This is a genomic window from Microvirga arvi, assembly GCF_016892765.1.
Classification (GTDB): domain Bacteria; phylum Pseudomonadota; class Alphaproteobacteria; order Rhizobiales; family Beijerinckiaceae; genus Microvirga; species Microvirga arvi.
Genome location: NZ_JAFEMD010000016.1, coordinates 51672 through 68397, shown reverse-complemented (window position 1 = coordinate 68397; position 16726 = coordinate 51672). Strand labels below are relative to the sequence as shown.

Here is a 16726-nt window from a genome sequence, read left to right as displayed (position 1 = left end):
CAGGGTTGAAGGTTCTTCCTAATGTGCAGAAGTGCTAGGACGCCGCCAGGCTGGTCTCGCTGTCATCGGAGAGCTGCAGGCGATGCAGGCGGGCATAGGTTCCCATCTTAGCGATCAGCGCCTCGTGCGACCCGGTTTCCACGACGCGCCCGCTCTCCATCACCACGATCTTCTCCGCATTGCGGACGGTCGAGAGGCGGTGGGCGATCACGAGGGTGGTCCGGCCCTTCATGAGCTTGCGGATGGCATCCTGCACCAGCCGTTCCGACTCGGAATCGAGGGCGCTCGTCGCCTCGTCCAGAAGCAGGATCGGCGCATCCTTCAGGAAGGCGCGAGCCAGCGAAATGCGCTGGCGCTCGCCGCCAGACAGCCGACCGCCGCCCGGGCCGACCACCGTGTCGTAGCCCTCGGGCAGCCGCATGATGAAGTCATAGGCGGCGGCTGCCTTGGCGGCCTCGACGATCTCGTCGGCGGAGGCGTCCGCCCGCCCGAAGGCGATGTTGGCCCGCACCGTATCGTCGAAGAGGATCACGTCCTGGCTCACCACGGCGATGGCCCGGCGCAGGCTGGCCAGGGAGACGTCGCGCAGATCCTGCCCGTCGATCAGGACGGCTCCGTTTGTCACGTCGTAGAGGCGCGGCACGAGGGAGAGGAGGGTCGACTTGCCCGAGCCTGAGCGCCCCACCAGGGCCGTCGTCTGTCCCGCCTCGGCGACCAGATCGACGTGGTTGAGCGCCGCCGCCTCTCCGTCATAGGAGAAGGACAGATTGGAAAACCGGATCTCGCCGCCAGCCAATTGCAGCGGCTTGGCCCCCGGCTTGTCCTGGATCCGGGGTGTTTCGTCCATCACGTCGAAGGTGCGCTGCAGAGCAGACGCTGCCTCCTGGACGATGGCATTGAGATTGCCCAGCGCCCGGATCGGCTGCGCGGCCATGACGAGGGCGCTGACGAAGCCGGTGAAATCGCCCACCGTGCTCTCACCGGAAAGGATGCGCTGGCCGATCAGGATCAGGACGACGGCCACCGCGACGCCACCGCCGGTCTCGAGGATCGGGTCCATCCGCCCGCGGGCATTGGCCGCCTTCATCTTGAGATCGCGCACGTCGTCGAAGGTCTTGGCAGCCTTGGATTTCAGGTAGCGCTCGAGCCCGTAGGTCTTGGCGATGCGGGTGCCGGCCAAGCTCTCCGTGATGAGGCTTGCCATTGCGCCGGTCTGCTCCTGGGTCGAAGCCGCCACCCGGCGCAAGCTCCGTCCGATCTTCTCCACCGGATAGGCGAAGAAGGGCGCGACGAGGGTGGCCACGAGGGTCAGGACCGGGTCGATCCAGAGCATGGCCGCGACCAGGGCGATGATCGTGGTGACCTCGCGCAGGAACACCGTCGAGAGGCGGGTGAGCGCCTCCCGGATGAAGGCGAAGTCCGTCGTGAAGCGCTGGGTGAGCGCCGCCGGGCTCTCGCGCCCGATCTGGGCGAGATCGGCCTCGATCATATGGCCGTAGAGGGCCGTCTGCATGTCGGCCTCGATGCGCGTCACCACCTTGTTGGTGAGGATCGTGAGAGCGAGCAGCGAGAAGCCCTTCACGGAGGTCACGACGATCACGAAGAGCGGGGCCAGCATGATGGCCTGGGCGTCCTTGGCATCGAAGGCATCGAAGGCGGCCTTGATCAGAATCGGATAGAGGCCGGTCGCGCCGGAGACGAGAGCCACCAGCAGCAGCACCAGGGCCAGCGTCCTGCGGTGCGGGCGCATCCAGTCCCGCCACAGGCGTCTGATCAGGGGAAGGGTGTCGCCTCTCAGGAGGCTCTTGCGGGCCATGGTTCTCGAACTCTTTTGCCGAAGGCCCGCGGTTAGCATGTGAACCATCCAGCCGCAAATCTTTCGAAATACTTACAGGGCCTCAGCGCTAGTTTGCCGCTTGATAGGCAGCGTCGGCTGCCCTCGACAAGGCTCTCCGTCTGTGGCTGCATGGCCAAGCCATCGAGGGGAAAAGCGGAAATGACATTCGAGACCTGGCTCGCCTTTGCCGCGGCCTCCGCCGTCCTGATCATCATACCGGGCCCGACGATCCTGCTGGTCGTTTCCTATGCTCTGGGCCAAGGGTGGCGCACGGCCCTGCCCATGGCTGTCGGCGTGGCTCTCGGCGACTTCACGGCCATGACCCTGTCGCTGCTCGGTCTTGGCGCCCTGCTCGCCGCATCGGCCACGCTGTTTACGATCATCAAATGGCTGGGCGCCGCCTATCTCGTCTGGCTCGGCATCAGGCTGTGGCGGGCCGGCGGCACCCTCGACGCCAAGCCGCGGAACGATGCGGCTTCATCCCTCAAGATGCTGGGCCATGCCTGGCTGGTCACCGCGCTCAACCCGAAGGGCCTGACCTTCTTCGTGGCCTTCCTGCCGCAGTTCATCGATCCGAACCTGCCTCTCCTGCCGCAGGTTGGCGTGTTCGGCGCCACCTTTCTCACTCTCGCCTTCGTGAATGCCTTCACCTACGCCCTCATCGCCTCACGGGCACGCAGCGTGGTGCAGAACCCGCGGACCATGCGCGTGATCAACAGAACCGGCGGCAGCCTCCTGATCGGCGCGGGCGTCGCCACGGTGGCATTGCGAGCGGGGCAGGCCTGAGCGACCCATTCAAAAGCTGATCCTGAGCCCTCATCCTGAGGAGGTGGGAGTTTTATCGGACGGCAGCTCAGACAGAGATCCTCACACCGCCTTCAAATGCCGGATCGGACGGCCGGGAGCGATCATCTCGGCGGCAGCGATGATGCCCTGGGCATCGATGCCGAAATGGCGGTAGAGGTCCTTGACCGTGCCGGTCTGCCCGAAATGCTCCACCCCGAGCGAACGGGTGCGGTGGCCCATGACCGAGCCCATCCAGGCAAGCGTCGCTGGATGGCCGTCGATCACCGTGATCAGTCCGCAATGGGGCGGCACGTCGGCGAATAGGCGCTCCACATGGGACCTTGCATGGACGAGGCCGCGCTCCCGGGCCCGCTGCGCCGCCGTCCAGCCGGCATTGAGCCGGTCGGCGGAGGTGATGGCCAAGAGCCCGATGTCGCGCCGGTCCTCGGCCATGAGGCCCACCGCTTGAATAGCCTCCGGCGCCACCGCGCCGGTATAGGCGACGACCACCTGCGCATTCGGTCCGGGCTTCCTGAGCCAATAGGCGCCGGCCATGATGTCGGAGGCCAAGTCCGGCGACATCTCACGCTGCGGCTGTTCGAGGCTGCGGGTGGACAGGCGCAGATAGACCGAGCCGCCGGTCTCGTCGCGCAGCCAGGTCTTCTCGTCGGGCTCGCCGCCCTCGCGCTGCATGTAGTCGAAGGCCCAGCGCATGATCACGGCAAGTTCGTCGACGAAGGCCGGCTCGAAGGAGGCCAAGCCGTCCTGGGCCATGCCGACCAGCGGCGTGCCGATGGATTGATGCGCCCCGCCTTCCGGCGCCAGCGTCACGCCCGAGGGCGTAGCGACGATCATGAAGCGGGCGTCTTGGTAGCAAGCGTAGTTGAGCGCATCGGCGCCGCGATAGATGAACGGGTCGTAGAGGGTGCCGATGGGTAGGATCCGCTCGCCGAAGAGGGAGTGCGAAAGCCCAAGTGCCGAGAGCACGATAAATAAGTTCATCTCGGCGATGCCGAGCTCGATATGCTGGCCCGACGGCGAGAACTCCCAGTTGTAGGTCGAGGGTATCCGCTCCTTCTTGAAGGTGTCGACGAGGCTCTCGCGGGCGTAGAGCCCGCGCCGGTTCACCCAGGCGCCGAGATTGGTCGAGACCGTCACGTCGGGCGCCGTGGTGACGATGCGCGCGGCGAGCGCCTGATCGGAGCGGGCGAGCTCGTTAAGGATGAAGCCGAAGCCCTGCTGGGTCGACATGGCCGGATTGGCCGGAAACGCGAGTTTTTCCGGGACCGGCACCTGGGACGCGGTGTAGCGCCGCGTGCCCTTCTGGATGAACGGCACTTCGCTCAGGAAGCGCTCGATTTCCGCCTGCGGAATCTTCAGGCCCTCGAACTTGTCCCATTCGTGGCCGGGGCGCACCCCTTGTGTTGCGCGCCAAGCCTCCATCTGGGAGGGCGTCAGCATGCCGGAATGGTTGTCCTTGTGGCCGGCGAGCGGCAGGCCGAAACCCTTGATGGTATAGGCGAGGAAGCAGACCGGCCGGTCGTGCTGCCGCGCCTTCTCGAAAGCGTCGAGCAAACTCGGCAGATCATGACCGCCGAGATTCGACATGAGTTGCGCCAGCTCCTCGTCCGAGCGCCTCTCGATCAGCCGCGTCACCGGCCCCTGGTCGCCGAGATCGTCGAGAAGACGCTTCCTCCAGGCGGCACCGCCCTGGTATGTCAGCGCGGAATAGAGCTGGTTGGGGCAGGAATCGATCCAGTCCCGCAGGCGGTCTCCGCCGGGCTCCCTGAAGGCCTCCTGCATCAGCGAGCCGTGCTTCAGGACCACCACGTCCCAGCCGAAATTGCGGAACAGCGCCTCGAAGCGCTGCCACAGGCCCTCGCGGATCACCGCGTCGAGGCTCTGGCGGTTGTAGTCGATGATCCACCAGGTGTTGCGGATGCCGTGCTTCCAGCCCTCGAGCAGGGCCTCGAAGATGTTGCCCTCGTCCATCTCCGCATCGCCCACCAGCGAGATCATGCGGCCCTCAGGCATGTCCTTCGCCCAGCCATGGGCCTTCACGTAATCCTGCACGAGACTGGCGAAGAGCGTCTGCGCGACGCCTAGGCCGACCGAGCCGGTGGAGAAGTCGACATCGTCGATGTCCTTGGTGCGGGAGGGGTAGGATTGCGCGCCCCTGTAGCCCCTAAAGTTCTCCAGCTTCTCGCGGGTCTGGCGGCCGAAGAGATACTGGATCGCGTGGTAGATCGGGCTGGCATGGGGCTTGACGGCCACCCGGTCCTCCGGGCGCAGGACCGAGAAGTAGAGCGCCGTCAGAATGGTGGAAAGGGAGGCGGAGGAGGCCTGGTGCCCGCCGATCTTCATCCCGTCCTCGTTGGGACGCAGGTGATTGGCGTTGTGGATCGTCCAGGTGGAAAGCCAGAGCACCTTGCGCTCGAGGTCCTTCAAGATGCTCAGGTGCCGCGTGTCAGCCATGGGGTTCCTCCCGGTTTTGCCGAGATATAAGCCCGAAGCTTTTCCGAAGCGAGGGTTAAGGCTGGGGTATGGCTGGGAGGAGTCCAAAAACGAAAAGCCCGCCAGATGGCGGGCCTTCGTAAGACTCTCGGATTTCGAGAGAAATTGGAGCGGGCGAAGGGATTCGAACCCTCGACCCCAACCTTGGCAAGGTTGTGCTCTACCCCTGAGCTACACCCGCGCTCCGCGATGCCGTGGCATCGTTGCGAGGCCCGTGATGTGCCCCAAAACGGCGCGCTTTGCAAGAGGGTCATGCCGATCTTTTCGCCATGAGCCTTGAGCCTGCTTCATCCGGTCGCTAGCGCATCGTGCGCAAAAGTGGACCCGGTTTTCACTGGCGTGGCCCTCTGGGTCCGCGCAAAGCGATGCGCAGCTTCGAAAAGTGAGCATCGGATTGATCCCAAAAGTGGTTTCCACTTTTGGGGCCGATGCTCTAGAAGCCTGGCAGGTTTTTGGAGGATTGCCGTGGCCCATCTGTCCCCGCAGGAATTCCTGGATCGCCTGTCCGCGCTCGGCATCAAGGCCGAGACCGTGGAGCACGAGCCCGTCTTCACGGTCGCCGAATCGAAATCCGTCAAGGAGCAGGTGCCGGGAGCCCATACCAAGAACCTGTTCGTGAAGGACAAGAAGGGCCGGTTCTTTCTCATCTCCGCCAAGCACGACACGGCCATCGACCTCAAGCGCACCCACGAGGCCATCGGCGCCTCGGGCCGCCTGTCCTTCGGCTCCGCCGAGCAGATGCGCGCCCTGCTCGGGGTCGAGCCCGGCTCGGTCACGGCCTTCGCGGTGGTGAACGACACGGACGGCAAGGTCACGATGGTGCTCGACGCCAACCTCATGGAGCACGAGCGGGTGAACTTTCACCCGCTGGTCAATTCCATGACCACCGGCGTGTCGCGGGAGGATCTGGTCGCGTTCCTGCGCGCCACGGGCCATGACCCGCTGATCTTAACCCTGCCGGAGCCGCCGGCGGAATTGCCAGACAACGCTTAAGCTCCCATCTAGGGAACAGCCTCTTCTCACGTCCCCAGCCTTCGAGGATCGCATGCTGTCCGATAACCCCGCCCCCTCCGACGATCTCGTCAAGGACACCACCACTGCGACCTTCCGCCAGGACGTGCTGACCGAGTCGATGCAGCAGCCGGTGCTCGTGGATTTCTGGGCGCCCTGGTGCGGCCCCTGCAAGCAGCTCACCCCGATCCTGGAAAAGGTCGTGCGGGCCGCCGGCGGCAAGGTGAAGCTCGTCAAGATGAACATCGACGAGCATCCGCAGATCGCGGGCCAGCTCGGCGTGCAGTCCATTCCCGCCGTCTTCGCCTTCCAGCGCGGCCAGCCGGTGGACGGCTTCATGGGCGCCCTGCCGGAAAGCCAGATCAAGGGTTTCATCGAGCGCCTCGTGGGCCCGCTCGGCCCCGGCGCGGCGGAGGAGATCCTCGCCGAGGCCGACCAGCTGGCCGCTGCCGGCGACATGGGCGGAGCGGCCGAACTCTATGCCGCCGTGCTGTCGCAGGATCCGGAGAACGTCACGGCGCTCGCCGCCCTCGTGAAGCTGCATGTGGAGGTGGGCGATCTCGAAGGCGCCAGGCGCTTCCTCGCCATGGCCCCGGAGGCCAAGGCGGGCGATCCCGCCCTCGCCGGCGCCCGTGCGGCGATCGAACTCGCCGAACAGGCAGGCTCCCTGGGCGATCTCGCCGACCTCCAGCGCCGGGTCGAAGCCGATGCCGCGGACCATCAGGCGCGCTTCGATCTCGCCATCGGCCTGAACGCCCGCGGGCGGCGGGAAGAAGCGGTCAACCACCTCCTTGAAATCGTCCGCCGCGACCGCAATTGGAACGATGACGGCGCGCGCAAGCAGCTTGTCCAGTTCTTCGAAGCCTGGGGTCCGATGGACGAGATGACCCTGGCAGGACGGCGCAGGCTCTCCTCGCTCCTGTTCGCTTGACGCCGCATAACGGTTTGGGAGATCGGAATGGGAATGAACGCGGCATACCGAGGGCCCGAGGATTGCCCGTCGGTCATCCCCGTCTTTCCCCTTCCCGGCGCGCTTCTCCTGCCGCGCGGGCAGATGCCCCTCAACATCTTCGAGCCGCGCTATCTGGCGATGGTCGATGAGGCGCTCAAAGGCAGCCGCATCATCGGCATGGTGCAGCCCGATGCGGACAACGATTCGCACGCAACCGTTCCCAAGCTCTACCGGGTCGGCTGCGCCGGCCGCATCACGCAGCTCGCCGAGACCGGCGACGGCCGGTACCTCATCACCCTCATCGGCATCGCGCGCTTCCGCATCGAGGAGGAGCTGCCGCCGATCGATCTCTTTCGCCGCTGCCGCGTGACCTTCGAGCCCTTCAGGTCCGACTTCACGGCCCGCGCCGGCGAGAACGACGTCGATCGGGAAGGCGTGGTGAAGGCCTTGCGCGACTTCGTCGAGGCGGTGCATGTGAAGGTCGATTGGCGCGGGATCGAGGAGGCGCCCAACGAGGCCCTCGTGAACGCTCTGTGCATGATGAGCCCCTTCGACGTCCGCGAGAAGCAGGCGCTGCTCGAAGCGCCCAATCTCAAGACGCGGGCGGAGGTTCTCATCGCGCTCACCGAGATCGAGCTCGCCCGCAGCGGCGCCGGCTCCGACTCGACCATGCAATAGGACAGATCATGCCCATGGTGCCGGATACCCCTCAAGCGGACACGCCTCAGCCTGTCGAGGCGACGCGGATCGACCCCAAGCTCCTCGAGCTTCTCGTCTGCCCGCTCACCAAGGAAACCCTGGAATATGACGCCGCCCGGCAGGAGCTGATCAGCCGCCGCGCCAAGCTCGCCTACCCGATCCGCGACGGCATCCCGATCATGCTGCCGGAAGAGGCAAGACAATTGGCGGATTGAAGCTTTCTCTCAGCGTCATCCCGGACGGCGACAGCCGATCCGGGATCGCGTGCAGGATATGGCTCTAAGCTCCCTCTCCCTGAGGGAGAGGGTTGGGGTGAGGGGTTAGTGTCCTCTCCGGATAGACTTGTGACCCCTCACCCGCGCCTCCGGCGCGACCTCTCCCACCGGGAGAGGTGAAGGGAGCCACACTTATCCAGCGATCCCGGCTCGGCCCACGCCGTTCGGGATGACGCTCACGGCACTTGTTCCGCAATTGCCTCCGCCAGCGCGAGCACGCGCCTCGCCATCTCAGCATGAAGCCGCTCGACCATGCGGCCGTTGAGATTGATCGCCCCCTTCCCCGCGTTCTCCGGCTGCTCGAAGGCGGACACGATGGCGCGAGCGCTTTCCACCTCCTCCTGTGACGGCGCGAAGATGTCATTCGCTGCAGCGATCTGATCCGGGTGGATCAGCGTCTTGCCGTCGAAGCCGCAATCGCGGCCCTGCCCGCACTCGGCACGAAAGCCCTCCGCATCGGACAGGCTGTTGTAGACCCCGTCGAGAATGTCGATGCCGTGCGCGCGTGCGGCGGCGAGCGCCGTCATGAGCCAGGGGAGCATCGTGGCGCGTCCCGGCAGCAGGCGGGTGCGGGTGTCCTTGGCGAGATCGTTCGTGCCCATGACGAAGCAGGACAACCGCGTGTCGACATCACGGGCCGCGCTGGCGATGTTCTCCGCATGGAGAATCGCCAGCGGCGTCTCGATCATCGCCCAGATGCGGGTGCGCTCCGCCGCTCCAAGCCTGCGCAGGCGCAGGCCCACCGCCGCGAGCGTTTCCGCCGACGAGACTTTCGGCACGAGGATCCCGTCGGGCGCCGCCACAACGGCGGCCGCAAGATCCGCCTCGCCCCAGGACGTCTCGAGGGCGTTGATGCGGATCACCAGCTCCCGTTTCCCGTAGCCGCCTGTCTGCACCGCCGCACAGACCTGTTCGCGCGCAGTGACCTTCGCATCAGGCGCCACCGCATCCTCGAGGTCGAAGATCACCACGTCCGCGGCAAGATTCTTCGCCTTCTCGATGGCTCTAGCATTGGAGCCCGGCATGTAGAGCGCGCTGCGGCGCGGGCGGATGGGTGTCATGGCGTCTTCCTCGAGATGTGAAACGGTTTTAATCATGGTCCGCGTTGAAGAACAGTGTCTTGCCAACCCGCTGAATGCATACTGCCGTCATGGCCGGACTTGTTCCGGCCATCCACGTCTTGAGCGCTGGGGAGGGTAAGACGTGGATCCCCGGGACGAGCCCGGGGATGACGAAGAGAGACAGACAATGTGGGTTGCTGGAGTCGATGGCTGCAGAATCGGCTGGATCGCGGTGCTCATGCGGGCGGACGATCCGCAGGCCCATCGCATCGTGACGGCACCGACGCTCGCCGCCATCGTCGATGCGCCGGAGCAGCCGGCGGTGGTCGCCGTCGACATGCCCATCGGCCTACCGGAGCGCACGCAAGGATCGGGCCGCGTGCCGGAGCAGCTGATCCGACCGCTGCTCGGGCAGCGGCAATCCTCCGTCTTCGCCATTCCCTCGCGCCGCGCTGTCGAAGCCCAGGATTACGGGGAGGCCTGCGCGATCGCCGCCGCAACCTCCGATCCGTCGCGAAAGGTGTCGCGGCAGGGCTTTGCCATCTTTCCCAAGATCCGCGAGATCGACGCGCTGCTGCGCGCCCGGCCCGATCTCATACCGCAGGTCTTCGAGGTGCATCCCGAGCTCGCCTTCTGGGCTCTGAACGACCGGAAAGCGCTCAACGAGCCGAAGAAGGTGAAGGGCGTGCCTTACGGTCTGGGCATGGCCCTGCGGCGCGAGCTTCTCGCGCGATCCGGTCTCCTGCCCTGCGGCTTGATCCAGTCGCCTCCGCCCCGTGGCGCAGCTCAGGACGACCTGCTCGATGCGCTTGCGGGGTTGACCGTGGCGCTCGATATCGCGAGAGGTGGGGGACAACCCTTTCCCGACCCGCCTGGCCGCGACGCCCACGGCCTGCCGGTCGCCATCTGGACGCTCCGCTCATGACCATCACCCGCGCCGAGATCGAAGCCGCCCATACCCGCATCGCTCCCCATGTGCGCCGCACGCCGGTTCTGCACCAGAACAGGGCCTTCGGCCATGACGGACCGGTGAGCCTGAAGCTCGAATTCCTGCAGCATGCGGGCTCGTTCAAGACCCGCGGCGCCTTCAATGCCATTCTGTCCGGTGCTGTCCCCTCTGCCGGTGTCGCCGCGGCCTCCGGCGGCAATCACGGCGCAGCGGTGGCCTATGCAGCCAAGCAGGTCGGCGTCAGGGCGCGCATCTTCGTGCCGGAGATCTCCAGCCCCGCCAAGATCTCCGTCATCCGCTCGCACGGCGCCGAGGTGGTGATCGGCGGTGCGCGCTATGCGGATGCCCAGGACGCCTGCGATCTTTATGTGGCGGAGAGCGGCGCCCTGCGCATCCATCCCTTCGCGGCAGCAAGCACCATGGCGGGTCAGGGCACCGCCGCCCTCGAATGGGAGCAGGACGGCCCCGGCCTCGACACCGTTCTCGTAGCGGTCGGCGGCGGCGGCCTCATCAGCGGCGTCGCTAGCTGGTGGGCCGGCCGCCTGAAAATCGTGGGCGTGGAGCCGGAAGGCTCTCGGGCACTCCATGCCGCCCTTGCAGCCGGAGGGCCGGTCGACGTGGAGATCGATTCCGTCGCGGCCGATTCGCTCGGCGCGAAGAATACCGGCGATCTGGTCTATGGCATCTGCCGGGAGAGCGTCGATCACGTGGCGCTCGTCACCGACGAGGCGATCCGCGACGCCCAGCGGCTGCTCTGGCGCGATTACCGCATTGCATCCGAGCCCGGAGGCGCCGCGGCTCTGGCCGCGCTCGTCTCGGGGGCCTATAAACCTCGCTCGGGCGAGCGCGTCGGCGTGCTCCTGTGCGGGGCCAATGTCGAACTGCAGAAACTCGCCGAGATCACCCATCCTTGAACGGAAGGACACCCATGTTCCCGCAACGTCTGACCGAAGGCTACCGCGCCTTTCTCGATGACCGCTTCCCGCGCGAGAAGAACCGTTTCGAGACGCTCGCCGAAAAGGGGCAATCTCCGGAGGTGATGGTGATCGGCTGCTGCGACAGTCGCGTATCGCCCGAGGTCATCTTCGATGCGAGCCCCGGCGAATTGTTCGTGGTGCGCAATGTGGCCAATCTCGTCCCTCCCTATGAAACTGGCGGTGAGTTCCACGGCACGTCCGCGGCTCTCGAATTCGCCGTGCAGGCCCTGCGCGTGAAGCATATCGTGGTTCTGGGTCATGCCCGTTGCGGCGGCATCCGCGCCTTCGCGGATGATACGGCTCCGCTGTCGCCGGGCGATTTCATCGGTCGCTGGATGAGCATGATCAAGCCGGCGGGCGAAAAGCTCGGGCCGCATGACGGCAATCTGGAAGACTATCTGCCACGCCTTGAACTCGCCGCCATCGAGCACAGCCTTCGGAACCTCATGACGTTCCCCTGCGTGCGCATCCTGGTGGAGCGCGGCAAGCTTCATCTCCACGGCGCCTATTTCGGGGTCGCAAACGGTGTGCTGCTGGTGCGCGATCCGGAGACGGGCGAGTTCAGGCCGGTGCTGGAAGACATGCCGGAACGCGTGTCGATGTTTTCCGCCCGGGAGGTGAAGGGATAGACACATCGGCCACTCACACAGTCTCTCGCCTTCTCGCAGGTTCACCGGAAACGCTCATGGCCACCATTCGCAATCCCATCCTGCCGGGCTTCAACCCGGATCCGGCCTTCTGCCGGGTCGGCGACGATTACTACATCGCAACCTCCACCTTCGAGTGGTATCCTGGGGTGCAGATCCACCATTCGCGCGACCTTGTGAACTGGCGACTGGCCTGCCGTCCGCTCGATCGCCGATCCCAGCTCGACATGCGCGGCAATCCCGACAGCTGCGGCGTCTGGGCGCCCGCGCTCACCTACGCGGACGGCCTGTTCTGGCTGATCTACACCGACGTGAAGCGTCGCCTCGGCAATTTCAAGGACACGCACAACTACCTTGTGACCGCGCCGTCCATCGAAGGCCCGTGGTCCGATCCCGTTTATGTGAACTCATCGGGCTTCGATCCCTCCCTGTTCCATGACGACGATGGCCGCAAGTGGTTCGTCAACATGGTCTGGGATCACCGCCGGCGCCGCAGCTCCTTCGACGGCATTCTCCTCCAGGAATACTCACCCACCGAGCAGCGCCTCGTCGGCCCGATCAAGAACATCTTCAAGGGCAGCCCGCTCGGCCTCGTCGAAGGGCCGCATCTGTGGAAGCGCAACGGCTGGTACTACCTGACCGTGGCCGAAGGCGGCACCGCCTACAACCATGCCGTCACGATGGCGCGCTCCCGAACCATCGACGGGCCTTACGAGCTTCATCCGAACACGCATCTCATCACCAGCAAGGACGCTGCGGATGCGCCGCTCCAGCGGGCTGGCCATGGCTTCCACGTGGAAACCTCCACGGGCGAGGTGTTTCATACCCATCTGTGCAGCCGCCCGCTGCCCGGGACGCGGCGCTCGCCCCTGGGGCGGGAAACGGCCATCCAGCGGGTGGTCTGGCATGAGGACGATTGGCTCTATCTGGCGCAGGGAGGGCAGGTGCCGGCCGTCGAGGTCGAAGGTCCCAGCCTGCCGCCGCATCCGGTTCCGCCCGAGCCCGAACGTCACGACTTCGACGCGGGCGAGCTTCCCTCCCCGTTCCAGTGGCTGAGGACGCCCGAGCCGGAGCGCATCTTCTCGCTCTCGGCGCGCCCAGGCTCCTTACGCCTCTACGGACGCGAGTCGATTGGAAGCTGGTTCGAGCAGGCCCTGGTGGCACGCCGTCAGACGGCCTGGATCTATTCGGCCGAGACGGTGGTGGAGGTCCAGCCGGACAGCTACCAGCAGCTCGCCGGCCTGATCTGCTATTACGACCGGGCGCGCTTTCATTATCTGGCGGTCTCCGCCGATGACGAGGGGCGGCGGGTGCTGCAGGTCATCTCCTGCCTGGGCGATCACCCGGATGCCCTGATGACCTATGCGCTGGAGAGCGATCTGCTCCTGCCGGCAAGCGGCCCGGTCCATCTGGGAGTCGATGTGCGGCTTGCGGAGCTGCGGTTCCGATGGTCCGAGGACGGCGAGACCTGGACGCCCGTCGGCCCCGTGCTCGATGCGAGCATCCTGTCAGACGAGGCAGGTCCGGGTGCTCACGGCTCGTTCACGGGAGCCTTCATCGGAATGGCCGCCCACGACATGACCGGGCGCGCCCTGCCGGCGGATTTCGACTTCTTCACTTATCGCGAGGATCAATCGGCAGCGGATTGAAACAAATGGCCGCCCGAAGGCGGCCTTTCATCGTTGATGCGCAGTCGATCAGGCCGCCTGCTTCTTCGGCTTCAGCAGGCCGCGATTGGCCATGGCCTCGGCGATCTGGACCGCATTGAGGGCCGCCCCTTTCCGCAGATTGTCGGAGACGCACCAGAAGGACAGGCCGTTCTCGACCGTGATGTCCTCGCGGATGCGGGAGATGTAGGTCGCGTCCTCGCCCGCCGCCTCGTGCGGGGTGATGTAGCCGCCGGGCTCGCGCTTATCGACCACCAGGATGCCAGGGGCCGCGCGCAGGATGTCGCGCGCCTCGTCCGCCGTGATCGGCTTCTCGAATTCCACATTCACGGCTTCCGAGTGGCTGATGAAGACCGGCACGCGCACGCAAGTTGCGGTGAGCTTGATCTTCGGGTCGAGAATCTTCTTGGTCTCGGCCATCATCTTCCACTCTTCCTTCGTGTACCCGTCCTCCATGAACACGTCGATATGGGGGATCAGGTTGAAGGCGATGCGCTTGGGAAATTTCTTCTCCTGCACGTCCTGCAGCGAGTAGAGCGCCTTGGTCTGGCGGTCGAGCTCGTCCATGCCGTCCTTGCCGGCGCCGGAGACCGACTGGTAGGTAGCCACCACCACGCGCTTGATGGTGGCGTGGTCATGGAGCGGCTTCAAGGCCACCACGAGCTGCGCCGTGGAGCAGTTCGGGTTGGCGATGATGCCCTTCTTCATGTTGCGCAGGGCCTCGGCATTCACCTCCGGCACCACCAGGGGCACGTCCGGGTCGTAGCGCCAGGCGGAGGAGTTGTCGATCACCACCGCGCCCTGGGCCGCGATCTTCGGCGACCATTCCTTGGAGACCTCTCCGCCGGCGGACATGAGGCAGATATCGACGTCCGAGAAGTCATAGGTGTCGAGGGTTTTGGTCTTGAGGGTCCGGTCGCCGAAGGAGACTTCCGTCCCCTGGCTGCGGCGGGAGGCCAGCGCCACCACCTCATCGGCCGGGAAGGCCCGCTCGGCGAGGATGCTCAGCATCTCGCGGCCCACATTGCCGGTCGCACCGACGACGGCGATCTTGAAACCCATCGATCTTCTCCTGTTGTGGCTCTCCCCGGAAAACTTAAAAAACCCTGTTCGGGTGTCGCCTCTCGCCCCGACGGGAGAGAGGACCGGGGACGACGAGGCTATGCGACCGTGCTTTTCACGGTCGTCGTGGCGGTTTTCGTTTTGCTCGTCGTAAAGGTGAGCAGCGCCATGGCCATCGTCCATCCAGAAGCCTGAAGCAGGCTTCGATCCAATCACCAACACACCAAAGGTTCGCCTTCGTCAAGCGTTCTCTTTGCGGCACTTGGTCTAATACGGCCCCCTGTTGCTTAACCTTCGGTTTACCTTGCTTAGCAAAAGCTTTCGGATCGCCCGCCTTGTCACGGTAGAACATGGGGACGGCGTAATCGCCGGGATTGATTGGTGGCGCGATGCCGAGGGCAGGCTATGCCGAATGGGACGAGGAGGATCTCGCCGACTGGGTCGACGAGCGCCCCTCCCGTCGCCTGGGGCGCAGGCGCACGCCCTGGCTGCGGGTGATCCTGATGTCCTCCTGCAGCATCGCGGGACTTGCCTATCTCGCCCTGCAGCAGGAACCGGCTCGCCGTCCGGCCGAGAGATCGAAGCAGGTCCGCTCCTCCGTTCTGGTCGCGCCCGTGCCGGCCTGGAAGCCGGTCTCGCCCTCCCCTGCTGCCTACGCGCTCGCCAGTGCCCCGGGCTCCATCGCCATGGAGGCGCGGCAGCATGCGAACGGCGCGCGGGAGGACACCCTGGTTCTCGGCCGCTTCGGCGATTTCCGCTACGCGCAGGTTTCCCTCGTGCAGGGCATGCCTGAGACAGCGGGAAGTTTCTACATCGACATCGTGCGCCGGGCTGCCCGGGCAGGCCTGGCCGTCGCCCATCAGGGCCAGGGCCGGATGGTGACGACGAAATTCGGCACCGTCGAAGCTGCGCCCCTGACCCTGGCGGCCAGGGGCGAGCAGGCCTGTCAGGCCTTCCGCTTCGCGGACGGGGCGGCCGATTTCAGCTTCCAGGGCTGGCTCTGCGGCTCCTCCGCTCCCGACGAGGCGCAGCTGGCCTGCTTCATCGACGGGATCGCGCCGGCCGGCAGCCCCAGTCCTGCTCTGAAAGCCGTCTTCGCGCGTGCGGATCGCAGCCGGACGGAAGCCTGCGGAGCGAGCGCCCGCACCGCCTCCGCGGCGGTCAGGCCTCCGGCCCGACCGTGACCGCGACCCGGTGCATGACGTTGCAGCCGTAGCCGTTCGGATTCCAGTTCGCGGCGCGGAAGGGCTGGGCCCGTCCCTGTGAGTCGGTCGCACGGGCAAAGATCTCGTAGGGTCCGTCGCCGGGCAGGCTCAGCGCCGCCTGCCAGCGCACCCAGTCGTAGCGGTTGCGCGGCGGCGTCATCGCGGCCTCGGTCCAGGTCGCGCCGCCGTCATGGGTCACCTCGACCCGTGCCACCTCGTCGTCACCTGCCCAGGCCGCGCCCCGGACTGCGATGGAGCGCGTGCCCGCCGGATAGCGGCCCCCATCCGCCGGCGCGGTGACGATGCTGCGCACCGGCATCGATTCGAGAATGCGGGTTTCGACACCCTGCCCCTCTGAACCCGGAGCCAGGGGACGGACCGGCAGGCGATAGGACAAGCCGGTCATCCCCGGCCCGTCGTGCTCCCGGTCGCGGATCCAGATGCGCTTGAGCCATTTCTGGCTTAAGGAACCGGGCCAGCCCGGCACGATGAGGCGCAAGGGGCCGCCGTGGATGAAGGGCAAGGGCTCGCCGTTCATGGCCCAGACCAGAAGCGTGTGCTCCTCCAGCGCCTTGGCGATGGGCACGCCGCGGGACATGGCCTGCTTGTCATGGCTGCCGTGCTTGTCGGGATCGGCGCCGAAATGGCCGGTGAACAGCGCGGAGTCATTCAGGCCGACCTCGCGCAGCACGTCGCCCAGCGACACGCCCGTCCATTCCGCGCAGCCGACGCCGCCGTTGGTCCAGGGATTGCCCTCAGCCTTGGGCTCGAAGAAGGAGCGGCCGTTGCCGCCGCATTCGAGCACCATGCGGAGAATCTTGTGCGGAAAGCGGCTCTTGAGCGCCGCGAGCGTGAGATTCAGCGGACGCTCCACTTCGCCGTCGATGGTGAAGGTCCAGCCGTCCGCATCCGTCACCGGTTCAGGCAGCAGGCCGTTGTTGCGCACGAAGAAGCGCGAGATCGGCGTCGTCTCGTCGTCGAGAAGCTCCTCGGGCGTCTCGGCCACGAGAGGAACATCGCCCAGCAGGCTCAAGCCGTCCTTTCCTGAGAGCCCGAATTCAACGCTAAGCCTGTCCTGCATCGA

Annotated in this window: 15 protein-coding genes and 1 tRNA gene; 10 read left to right on the top strand and 6 right to left on the bottom strand. The window is 65.9% G+C overall.

Annotated elements, in window-relative coordinates; translation table 11 throughout:
* Window positions 1–34 precede the first annotated feature (34 nt).
* Window positions 35–1816 carry an ABC transporter ATP-binding protein gene (locus ILT44_RS12145; RefSeq protein WP_204239844.1) on the bottom strand — a complete coding sequence of 594 codons (1782 nt, stop codon included), beginning with the start codon at window positions 1814–1816 and terminating at the stop codon, window positions 35–37.
* A 180-nt stretch (window positions 1817–1996) separates the two neighbouring features.
* On the opposite strand from ILT44_RS12145, the gene ILT44_RS12140 reads away from it, so the two are divergent.
* A complete protein-coding gene (locus ILT44_RS12140; RefSeq protein ID WP_204239843.1) occupies window positions 1997–2623 on the top strand; it encodes a LysE family translocator in 627 nt (208 codons plus the stop codon).
* 81 nt (window positions 2624–2704) lie between these two features.
* Here ILT44_RS12140 and ILT44_RS12135 read toward each other — a convergent pair whose 3' ends face one another.
* Both ILT44_RS12135 and ILT44_RS12130 read right to left on the bottom strand, forming a co-directional pair.
* Window positions 2705–5098 carry a thiamine pyrophosphate-binding protein gene (locus ILT44_RS12135; protein ID WP_204239842.1) on the bottom strand — a complete coding sequence of 798 codons (2394 nt, stop codon included), beginning with the start codon at window positions 5096–5098 and terminating at the stop codon, window positions 2705–2707.
* A gap of 145 nt (window positions 5099–5243) precedes the next feature.
* Window positions 5244–5318, bottom strand: a tRNA-Gly gene (locus ILT44_RS12130).
* Window positions 5319–5602: 284 nt separating this feature from the next.
* Here ILT44_RS12130 and ILT44_RS12125 point away from each other — a divergent pair.
* The 4 genes from ILT44_RS12125 to ILT44_RS12110 are packed head-to-tail and all read left to right on the top strand — an operon-like array spanning window position 5603 to window position 8014.
* On the top strand, window positions 5603–6130 hold the full coding sequence (locus ILT44_RS12125; RefSeq protein ID WP_204239841.1) for a prolyl-tRNA synthetase associated domain-containing protein: 528 nt from the start codon (window positions 5603–5605) through the stop codon (window positions 6128–6130).
* A 52-nt stretch (window positions 6131–6182) separates the two neighbouring features.
* Window positions 6183–7079 carry a thioredoxin gene (gene trxA / locus ILT44_RS12120; RefSeq protein ID WP_204239840.1) on the top strand — a complete coding sequence of 299 codons (897 nt, stop codon included), beginning with the start codon at window positions 6183–6185 and terminating at the stop codon, window positions 7077–7079.
* Window positions 7080–7106: 27 nt separating this feature from the next.
* Complete coding sequence (locus ILT44_RS12115) at window positions 7107–7778, top strand: LON peptidase substrate-binding domain-containing protein (protein ID WP_239468141.1); 672 nt, start codon at window positions 7107–7109, stop codon at window positions 7776–7778.
* Window positions 7779–7792: 14 nt separating this feature from the next.
* On the top strand, window positions 7793–8014 hold the full coding sequence (locus tag ILT44_RS12110; RefSeq protein ID WP_204239894.1) for a Trm112 family protein: 222 nt from the start codon (window positions 7793–7795) through the stop codon (window positions 8012–8014).
* 236 nt (window positions 8015–8250) lie between these two features.
* Here ILT44_RS12110 and ILT44_RS12105 read toward each other — a convergent pair whose 3' ends face one another.
* The gene (locus ILT44_RS12105; RefSeq protein WP_204239838.1) at window positions 8251–9135 is read right to left on the bottom strand and encodes an HpcH/HpaI aldolase/citrate lyase family protein; all 885 of its coding nucleotides are present in this window, start codon (window positions 9133–9135) and stop codon (window positions 8251–8253) included.
* Between the two features lie 187 nt (window positions 9136–9322).
* Here ILT44_RS12105 and ILT44_RS12100 point away from each other — a divergent pair, with 187 nt between their 5' ends.
* Genes ILT44_RS12100 through ILT44_RS12085 form a run of 4 tightly spaced genes read left to right on the top strand, consistent with a single transcriptional unit; the run spans window position 9323 to window position 13357 of the window.
* Window positions 9323–10060, top strand: a complete 738-nt coding sequence (locus ILT44_RS12100; RefSeq protein WP_204239837.1) for a DUF429 domain-containing protein — start codon at window positions 9323–9325, stop codon at window positions 10058–10060.
* Complete coding sequence (locus ILT44_RS12095; RefSeq protein ID WP_204239836.1) at window positions 10057–10998, top strand: threonine/serine dehydratase; 942 nt, start codon at window positions 10057–10059, stop codon at window positions 10996–10998. Before ILT44_RS12100 ends, ILT44_RS12095 begins: the two co-directional genes overlap by 4 nt.
* A gap of 14 nt (window positions 10999–11012) precedes the next feature.
* Window positions 11013–11690: a carbonic anhydrase gene (locus ILT44_RS12090; RefSeq protein ID WP_204239835.1), complete on the top strand. Its 678-nt coding sequence runs from the start codon at window positions 11013–11015 to the stop codon at window positions 11688–11690.
* Window positions 11691–11746: 56 nt separating this feature from the next.
* A complete protein-coding gene (locus ILT44_RS12085) occupies window positions 11747–13357 on the top strand; it encodes a glycoside hydrolase family 43 protein (protein ID WP_204239834.1) in 1611 nt (536 codons plus the stop codon).
* Between the two features lie 48 nt (window positions 13358–13405).
* On the opposite strand, the gene ILT44_RS12080 is transcribed toward ILT44_RS12085, so the two are convergent.
* Window positions 13406–14437, bottom strand: a complete 1032-nt coding sequence (locus ILT44_RS12080; protein WP_204239833.1) for an aspartate-semialdehyde dehydrogenase — start codon at window positions 14435–14437, stop codon at window positions 13406–13408.
* A gap of 389 nt (window positions 14438–14826) precedes the next feature.
* Between ILT44_RS12080 and ILT44_RS12075 the strand changes: the two genes are divergently transcribed.
* The gene (locus ILT44_RS12075; protein ID WP_204239832.1) at window positions 14827–15621 is read left to right on the top strand and encodes a hypothetical protein; all 795 of its coding nucleotides are present in this window, start codon (window positions 14827–14829) and stop codon (window positions 15619–15621) included.
* Here ILT44_RS12075 and ILT44_RS12070 read toward each other — a convergent pair.
* The gene (locus tag ILT44_RS12070; protein ID WP_204239831.1) at window positions 15599–16723 is read right to left on the bottom strand and encodes a sulfite oxidase; all 1125 of its coding nucleotides are present in this window, start codon (window positions 16721–16723) and stop codon (window positions 15599–15601) included. The genes ILT44_RS12075 and ILT44_RS12070 overlap by 23 nt on opposite strands.
* Between the last annotated feature and the right edge of the window lie 3 nt (window positions 16724–16726).